General features: G+C 66.9%; 7 protein-coding genes. 4 read left to right on the forward strand and 3 right to left on the reverse strand.

What is annotated here, in order from left to right; all coding sequences use genetic code 11:
* On the reverse strand, window positions 1-658 hold a 658-nt coding region (locus tag H7290_RS16015; protein ID WP_290515022.1), incomplete at its 3' end, for a hypothetical protein.
* 123 nt (window positions 659-781) lie between these two features.
* On the reverse strand, window positions 782-2,134 hold the full coding sequence (locus H7290_RS16020; protein ID WP_290515023.1) for a polysaccharide biosynthesis tyrosine autokinase: 1,353 nt from the start codon (window positions 2,132-2,134) through the stop codon (window positions 782-784).
* Between the two features lie 395 nt (window positions 2,135-2,529).
* Here H7290_RS16020 and H7290_RS16025 point away from each other — a divergent pair, with 395 nt between their 5' ends.
* Both H7290_RS16025 and H7290_RS16030 read left to right on the forward strand, forming a co-directional pair.
* A complete protein-coding gene (locus tag H7290_RS16025) occupies window positions 2,530-3,495 on the forward strand; it encodes an NAD-dependent epimerase/dehydratase family protein (protein ID WP_290515024.1) in 966 nt (321 codons plus the stop codon).
* A gap of 4 nt (window positions 3,496-3,499) precedes the next feature.
* Window positions 3,500-4,708: a glycosyltransferase family 4 protein gene (locus tag H7290_RS16030; protein ID WP_290515025.1), complete on the forward strand. Its 1,209-nt coding sequence runs from the start codon at window positions 3,500-3,502 to the stop codon at window positions 4,706-4,708.
* A gap of 20 nt (window positions 4,709-4,728) precedes the next feature.
* Here H7290_RS16030 and H7290_RS16035 read toward each other — a convergent pair whose 3' ends face one another.
* Complete coding sequence (locus tag H7290_RS16035; RefSeq protein WP_290515026.1) at window positions 4,729-5,448, reverse strand: oxidoreductase; 720 nt, start codon at window positions 5,446-5,448, stop codon at window positions 4,729-4,731.
* Between the two features lie 48 nt (window positions 5,449-5,496).
* Between H7290_RS16035 and H7290_RS16040 the strand changes: the two genes are divergently transcribed.
* Together H7290_RS16040 and H7290_RS16045 are read left to right on the forward strand one after the other, a co-directional pair.
* A complete protein-coding gene (locus tag H7290_RS16040; protein ID WP_290515027.1) occupies window positions 5,497-6,177 on the forward strand; it encodes a methyltransferase domain-containing protein in 681 nt (226 codons plus the stop codon).
* 121 nt (window positions 6,178-6,298) lie between these two features.
* Window positions 6,299-7,099: an FkbM family methyltransferase gene (locus H7290_RS16045; protein ID WP_290515028.1), complete on the forward strand. Its 801-nt coding sequence runs from the start codon at window positions 6,299-6,301 to the stop codon at window positions 7,097-7,099.
* The last annotated feature ends 227 nt before the right edge of the window (window positions 7,100-7,326 follow it).

A 7,326-nucleotide genomic window follows, 5' to 3' on the forward strand; every position in this document is an offset into this window, starting at 1 on the left:
AGATCGCGCCCGCAAGAAGGACGATCCAGCTGAATCTCCTCGGCAGCTCTTGCAGCAGGAACGGGATCAGCGCCAGTCCGAGCATCGCGCAGAAACCGAGGATGTTGGGATGTGTGCTGAGCCCGATGTACCGGTTCTCGTCCGAGGCCTGACCGTTGATGCGCGCTGCGACAACGTTGACGACGTTGCCGCCCACATAGGCGGCCGCCAGGATGACGACGATTTCTCGACGGGGTCGCCACAGCATGAACACCACCGGCAACGTCAGTGCGCCAACCACCAGGCGCAGCATGCTGTTGAGGCTCATCGCAGCATTCGGATTGACGGCGCTCGACACGAGACCCATCGCCACCACGCCCAAGGCGCCGACCACGAAGGCCGTCGGTGGTCTGAACTTCCGTCCGACGAGCCCGGGAATCAGCAGCCCGATGCCGAGCACCAAGAACACGTCGGACGCCGTCATGAAGGTGAGCGAAGCAATGGGACGCACGTCGTTGAGGGGAGACATCAGGAATCCGACGGCGAGCAGGATCACCGCGCTGTGCTCCATGCCAGCAGAGACCAGCATCGTGAGGAAAAGAACCGCGGCGAGCGCGGCGGCGGAACCGGCCGTGGACTGCGTGCCCAGGGGAAGGAGGATCAGCAGGAGCAGGGTCACGGCCAGCACCGGGATGGCCGACCGGACCCACCGAGCAACAGCGCCTCGGACCGCCCGAGCCGATTCCGGCCAGAGTGTGGCGCGCGCTGTGCGTGTCACCTCGTCGCTCGCATCGTCGAGGACCTACGGCGCCGCGCGGTGGTGAGCGCGGCGGGACAGGGTGGGGGGACGACTCGGGGCGTCAGGCTCGGGGACGCCGTAGCCGTACGAGTAGCCGTACGAGTCGTCGGCGCGCCTCGGCGTCCGGTTGAGAACCGTCCCGAACAACCGTCCGCCGACCGTCTCGATGCGCGACACTGCAAGTCGCAGCTGCTCCCTGGTCGTGGAGCCGTAGCGCACGAGAAGCAACGCGCCGTCGACCTCGGTCATGAGGATCGAGGCGTCGGCCACCGGCAGCATCGGCGGCGCGTCGATGATGACGGTGTCGTACTCCTGCCGCACGAGCACGAACAGGTCACGCATTGCCTGAGTGTTGAGGACCTCGGCGGGGTTGGGCGGGGTGGGGCCCGTGCCGAGGAACGCAACGCCACTGGCGTGCATCTGCGTCGCTTCGTCAAGGGTTGCCCTGCCGACCAGGACGGTGACGAGGCCGACTGAGTTCTCAAGACCGAGGAGATCGGCGACATTGGGGTTTCGCATGTCGGCGTCGATCAGCAGCACCGACCGCCCGGCCTGGGCCATCGACAGCGCCAGATTGGTGGCCACCAGGGTCTTGCCCTCGTTGGGCACGGCACTGGACACCAGGATCGTCTTGGGGTTGGAGTCAAGGTTGGCGAACTCCAGGTTGGTGCGCAGGACCCGGAAGGCCTCCGCGAGGGTGCCGCCGCCGCCGTTGCTCAGCGGCTGCTTCTTGACCTGCGGTTCGTACGGAAGCGTGGCCAGAACCGCACTGTCCGCAATCTCCTCGACGTCCTGTCGACTCTTGACCGTCCGGTCGAGGAGGTCGCGCAGGACAGCCCCGGCGATGCCCACGAAGAGGCTCAGCAGGATGCCGACGAGGATGTTGAGCGGGAGATTGGGCGACACGGGCGAGCTGCTGAGATTGGCCCTGCCGGCCACGCGGGCGATGATGGACGGCTGGGTGTTGTTGTCCTCAGGCTTCTCGAGCTCCGTGACGAAGTCGACGAGCTGCTGCGACTCGCTGTCGGCGATCTGCTGGGCCAGCTCCGGGGTGTCGGCCTGCGCGCTGATCTCGATCGTGAGCGTGGAGGGAATGACCTCAGCGGTGATCTTGCTCTGCAGCTCCTCGTACGTCATGTTGAGGCTCAGCCGGGTGATGACACGCTGCATGAGGCTTGGGTCACGGGCGAGGTCTGCGTACGACGCCACCCGCTGCGGAAGAATCAGGGAGGCAGCGTAGTCGGTCGTACCGGTCGTCGGGGTCGAGAACAACAGCTTGACGCTGGACTGGTACTGAGGGGTGATGCTCAGCACGAGGATGACGGTCGCCACGGTTCCGAGGACGAGGGTTGCCACGCTGAACTTCCAGCGCACCCTGAGGGTACCCAGGAATTGTCGCAGATCCACTGGACTTCCCCTTCACGAAACAGACCGTCCGAGGGCCGGACGGTCAGGGTGATTGTATGCGAAGAAACTGGTAGCCACTGGACTACCCGGGAGAGTGTTGCATGCGATGCCAGCCGGGGTTCCCCCGCACCTCCCGTCAGCTCGCTGCTTGCGCTCCCGGGCGACGTTCGACGATTGCCAGATTCCGACGGGACGGGCCTGGACGGCCGGTGACACCGCACGATCGGACAGGACCGACGTTCGCCGAAGCGTAACTTCAGACATCCTGATCGTTAGTCGTGTGTAGGTCCCGAACATTTGTCGCCCGCTGATTGCTACACCGTTGAAGGAAGGTCGCGAAACTCATGACTGTATTGGTGACGGGGGCGGGTGGCTTCATCGGAGGCCATCTCGTGGCTGACCTGGTGAAGGCCGGCAAGGACGTGCGCGCTGTCGACGTCAAGCCGCAGGACGAGTGGTACCAAGTGCACGCAGACGCCGAGAACGTCGTCGCCGACTGCGCCGACATGAGTGATGCCCACAAGATCTCGGTCGGCACCGAAGAGGTCTTCAACCTCGCCGCCGACATGGGTGGCATGGGCTTCATCGAGAACAACAAGGCCGAGTGCATGCTCTCGGTGTTGACCAGCACCAACATGTTGGTCGCCGCCCGCGACGCCGGTACCCAGCGCTACTTCTACAGCAGCTCCGCCTGTGTGTACGCCGGTGACAAGCAGACCAACCCCGACGTCACGGCGCTCAAGGAGTCCGACGCTTACCCGGCCGACCCCGAGGACGGTTACGGCTGGGAGAAGCTTTTCAGCGAGCGGATGGCTCGCCACTTCCGCGAGGACTTCGGCATCGAGACCCGCATTGCGCGCTACCACAACGTCTACGGCCCTGAGGGCACCTTCGAGGGTGGCCGCGAGAAGGCCCCCGCTGCACTCTCGCGCAAGATTGCGCAGGCCAAGCTGAGCGGCGACCACACCATCGACATCTGGGGTGACGGAGAGCAGAGCCGCAGCTTCATGTACATCGACGACTGCGTCCGCGGCACGAAGGAGATCCTGGCCGGCGCCAACGTCGAGCCGGTCAACCTCGGGTCGTCCGAGCTCGTCACCATCAATCAGATGGCCTCGATCCTGGAGGACATCGCCGGCATCACGGTCACCCGCTCCCACGACCTCACTGCTCCCCAGGGCGTACGCGGACGCAACAGTGACAACGAGATGTTCCACAGCCTCTACGGCTGGGAACCGTCGATCTCGCTGCGCGACGGCCTCGAGAAGACGTATGGCTGGATCTACGATCAGCTGAGCGCGCGAGACTGATGCGGTGAAGGTCATCCTGCACGACTTCTCAGGCCACCCCTTCCAGGCTGAGCTCTCCCGGAAGCTCGCCGGTGTCGGACACGATGTCGACCACGTCTCAGCCGGTCAGTACGTGAGCGGCAAGGGCCATCTCGACCACCGGCCCGGCGACAGCTCGACGCTCTCCTTCACCAGCATCGTGCTCGACCAGCCGTTCCAGAAGTACTCCCCCTTGGCGCGGCTGCGGTTCGAGCATGCCTACGGTCGGGCGTGGATCAAGCGCCTCCGGGCGTCGCCGGCGGACGTCGTCATCGCGTGCAACCTGCCGCTGCTCGCCATGTTCCTGTTTGCCCGCCACGCCCGGCGCACAAACCTGCCTTACGTGATGTGGCACCAGGACATCTACAGCAGTGGCCTGAGCGATGAGCTCCGCCGCAGGCTCCCGCGGCCCCTGGCCCGTCTCGGAGCACGGGTGTTCACCGCGATGGAGGCCTACTGCGCCCGCAACGCCAGCCACGTCGTGGCGATCGGCGAGGCGTTCAAGGACGTCTATCCCGCGTGGAAGGTTGCGGCAGACAACGTCTCGGTCATTCCCAACTGGGCCCCGCTCGACAAGGTCTTCCCGGTCGAGCGCTCCAACCGGCAGTCAGCGCACCTCTTCGACGACGAGGACTCCCTCCGCCTCGTCTACGCCGGCACGATCGGGCGCAAGCACAACCCCCAGCTGCTGGTTGACCTCCTGCGCAACGCCATCGACAACGGCGTCCCGGTCTCCATGGTGGTGATCTCCGAGGGCGGGGCCGCCGACGAGCTGGCCGAGATCGCCCGAGCGCAGGACATCCCGCTCAGGGTCCTGCCGTTCCAGGCCGCCGACACCCTGCCGGAGGTGCTGGGCTCCGCCGACGTGCTCGTCGCGCTGCTCGAGCCGGACGCCACGAAGTTCTCGATCCCGAGCAAGGTCCTGACGTACATGGCTGCCGGGCGCCCCATTCTTGGCCTGATGCCGTCCGACAACCCTGCCGCCCTCGACATCGCCGAGAGCGGCGGATTCGTGGCCGAGCCGACCGACATCGGCGCCAAGTCTGCCAGCACGTGGCTCAGCGAGCTCGCGTCGGAGCCCGGGCTGGTGACACAGATCGGCACACGGACTCGCAGCATCGCCGAGCAGAAGTTCGACGTCGACAAGGTCGGTGCCACGTTCGACCGCATCCTCCGGGGCAGCCAGCGCAGCTAGTCGCCGGCGCTGACGATCCGTCAGCGCGCGCCCACCGGCGATGCCTCGGTGGCCCGGGTGAAGGCCTGCGACGCGTACATCAACCACTGGTGCACACCCGCGGGTTCTCCGCCCGCATAGGCGAGCAGAGCGGATCGGTATCCGTCCGGCTCGGCCGCGTGACCCGCCTCGGGGACCAGCACCGACGCAGGGTCGACGCCCTTGGCCATCAGCACCAGCCGCTCGGCTGCTCGGCCGACGACGGCGTTGTGCGTCGTGAACGCTCCCGCCGCCGTGATCTCCGCGTGGACCAGCGCGGCAACCACGAGGCCAGGCGCCTCGGTCGGCTGCCCCAGCATCCGCGCCAGATCGGTGAGACGCGCCACGCCGTCGGCGTCGACCGGTCGGCCCAGGTCGTCGTCGGCGACCGAGCCGGCCGCGGCGAGGGCGTGCATCCGCGCAAGTGCCTGCACAGGTGAGCGGTTCCAGATCGGGAGCAGCCCGAGCAGCTCGGTCGACAGGCGCAGCGCACCCCGGGCGATCGCGTCACCGCCGCCAATCGCGAGAGTCTCGACATCGACGGTGCTGCCTTCAAGAGATGCTGTCGCGGCAGCGCCGAGCAGCAACGACCTGGCGGTGTCGGCCGGAGTGCTCCTGCGCAGTCCACGATCGCGCAGGACCGCGTCGATGCCGTCGCGGGTGCCCGCATACGTTGACGGGATGCCCTCGAGCCGGGCCGCCGAGATGAAGGGATCGAACACGCTCGAAGCGTACCGGTTGGCTCGCACCCGGCCGGTAGCCTTCGGAAGATGAACGACTCCCCCGAAGCGCGCTCAGCCAAGTGGCTGGTCGGGGACACCCTGTCCTGCGTCCTGCATCTCGGGGACGGGTCGCTGGCGTACCAGCTTGCCGAGCAGGGACACGAGGTCGTGGTCGCCGGCGACGATGTCGTGGCCAGTCGTCACGAGGACATCCAGTACGTCCGCAGCGCGGGTGAACGGCTGCCGTTCCGGGGTGACGCCTTCGATGTCGTGATCGTTCCCGAGATGCGCGAGGCACCGACCGCGCTGGCCGAGTATGCCCGCGTGTTGAGCCCTGACGGCCTGCTGTCGACGATCTCCCAGCGGCACGACGACTCGATCCCGTGGATGCGCAAGCTGCGTGACATCACGGGTGCTCGTGAGCCGGCAGCAACCCCTGTCGACACGTTCAGCGCCTCGGGGTTGTTCCGCGAGCCCGAGACCCACGCGTTCGGCACGTGGGAGAAGCTCGATCTGCCCGGTCTGATGCGTTTCGCGGAGGCCACCAGACATCCGTCGGTCGGCGAGTCCGCACTCTCACAGGTGCGAGACCTGTTCCTCTCCTATGGGGCGCAGACAGGCTTCCTTCGTCTGCGGCACGAGACGTCCTGCGTCCGGGCTCGGGTCGACAAGGCTGGCATGGGACACGACGTCGAGCCACCGGACACCCTGCTGCTCGACCTCCGGTAGTCGTGCGCCGCATTGCTTGTCAGCTCGACCTGAATCGATAGCCGACGGTGCATACTGAACGGGCCGTTCGCACCGGTCCCCGTCCCATGAGCAAGACCCCCGTATCAGAGAGGTATGTCGCATGAGGATGCGCAGGATCGTTCGTGCCGGACGTCGGGTCCGCCAGTCGTTCACCCACTTCGACAACGGCCCAGAGCTCCTGTGGAGCACTCTCCGTTCTTCTGAGATGACGTTCCGCACCAAGAGTGGCCTGACGATGTACGCGCCCAACGTTGCCGGCGCCAGGTTCCCGGTCTACGAGATCAACGCTGACGACGTCTATCGCCTCGGCGAGCTGCTCCAGGGTCTCAGCCCCGATCTGACCGCCGTCGACATCGGCGCCCACATCGGCAGCTTCTCCACGGCAGTGTGTGCCGCTGTCCCCGGCGCCACGGTCCATGCCTACGAGGCGTCGCCCTCGACAGCGAACTGGCTGGAGCGCAACGTCGCGGCCAACGATCTGGGCGATCGGCTCTTCGTCCATCGCCGCGCGGTCTCCGACCACGACGGAGACCTCGAGATCATCGACAACGGAGAGGCCAGCGCCCACAACGGGCTGACGGCCCCTGACGGCTCAGGTGCGGTGGTGTCGGTGCCGTGCGTCACCTTCGCCGACATCCACGCCGCAACCGGCGGCCGGATCGACCTCGTCAAGAGCGACGCCGAGGGGGCGGAGTACGGCGTGATCCTGACAAGCGATCCCGCTCACTGGACGACCGTGCAGCGCGTCGTGATGGAGTACCACCCGGTCGAGGGCAACACGTTCGACGAGCTGGTCGTCTTTTTGGGCTCCGTCGGTCTCGACCTCGTCCGGCACGAGCCGGCAGACCGCCCCGGGCTGGGCAATGCCTGGTTCTCGCGGGCCATGACCCCGGCCGCCTGAGCCGGCTGATGACCCGGTTACCCCCCGCGCTGCAACCTCTCTGGCCGGCGGCCAAGCTGACCCACCGGGCCGCCACACGCACAGTCGGGCGCATCACCCGAGGCTCTGGCCTTGGTGGTGACAGGGCGGTCCCACGCTCCGCTGCTCCCACCTCGATCGCCACGGCCGCCGGGGAACCGCACGACGTGCGACTCCACACGGGCGGACCCGCGGAGCACCTGCGGCGC

The sequence above is a fragment of the Aeromicrobium sp. genome (assembly GCF_014378035.1).
Lineage (GTDB): Bacteria > Actinomycetota > Actinomycetes > Propionibacteriales > Nocardioidaceae > Aeromicrobium.

Bases quoted from the DNA above. Each gene is read 5' to 3' on its own strand.
- H7290_RS16045 (WP_290515028.1), top strand. From the start codon at position 6,299: ATGAGGATGCGCAGGATCGTTCGTGCCGGACGTCGGGTCCGCCAGTCG.
- H7290_RS16025 (WP_290515024.1), top strand. From the start codon at position 2,530: ATGACTGTATTGGTGACGGGGGCGGGTGGCTTCATCGGAGGCCATCTC.
- H7290_RS16040 (WP_290515027.1), top strand. From the start codon at position 5,497: ATGAACGACTCCCCCGAAGCGCGCTCAGCCAAGTGGCTGGTCGGGGAC.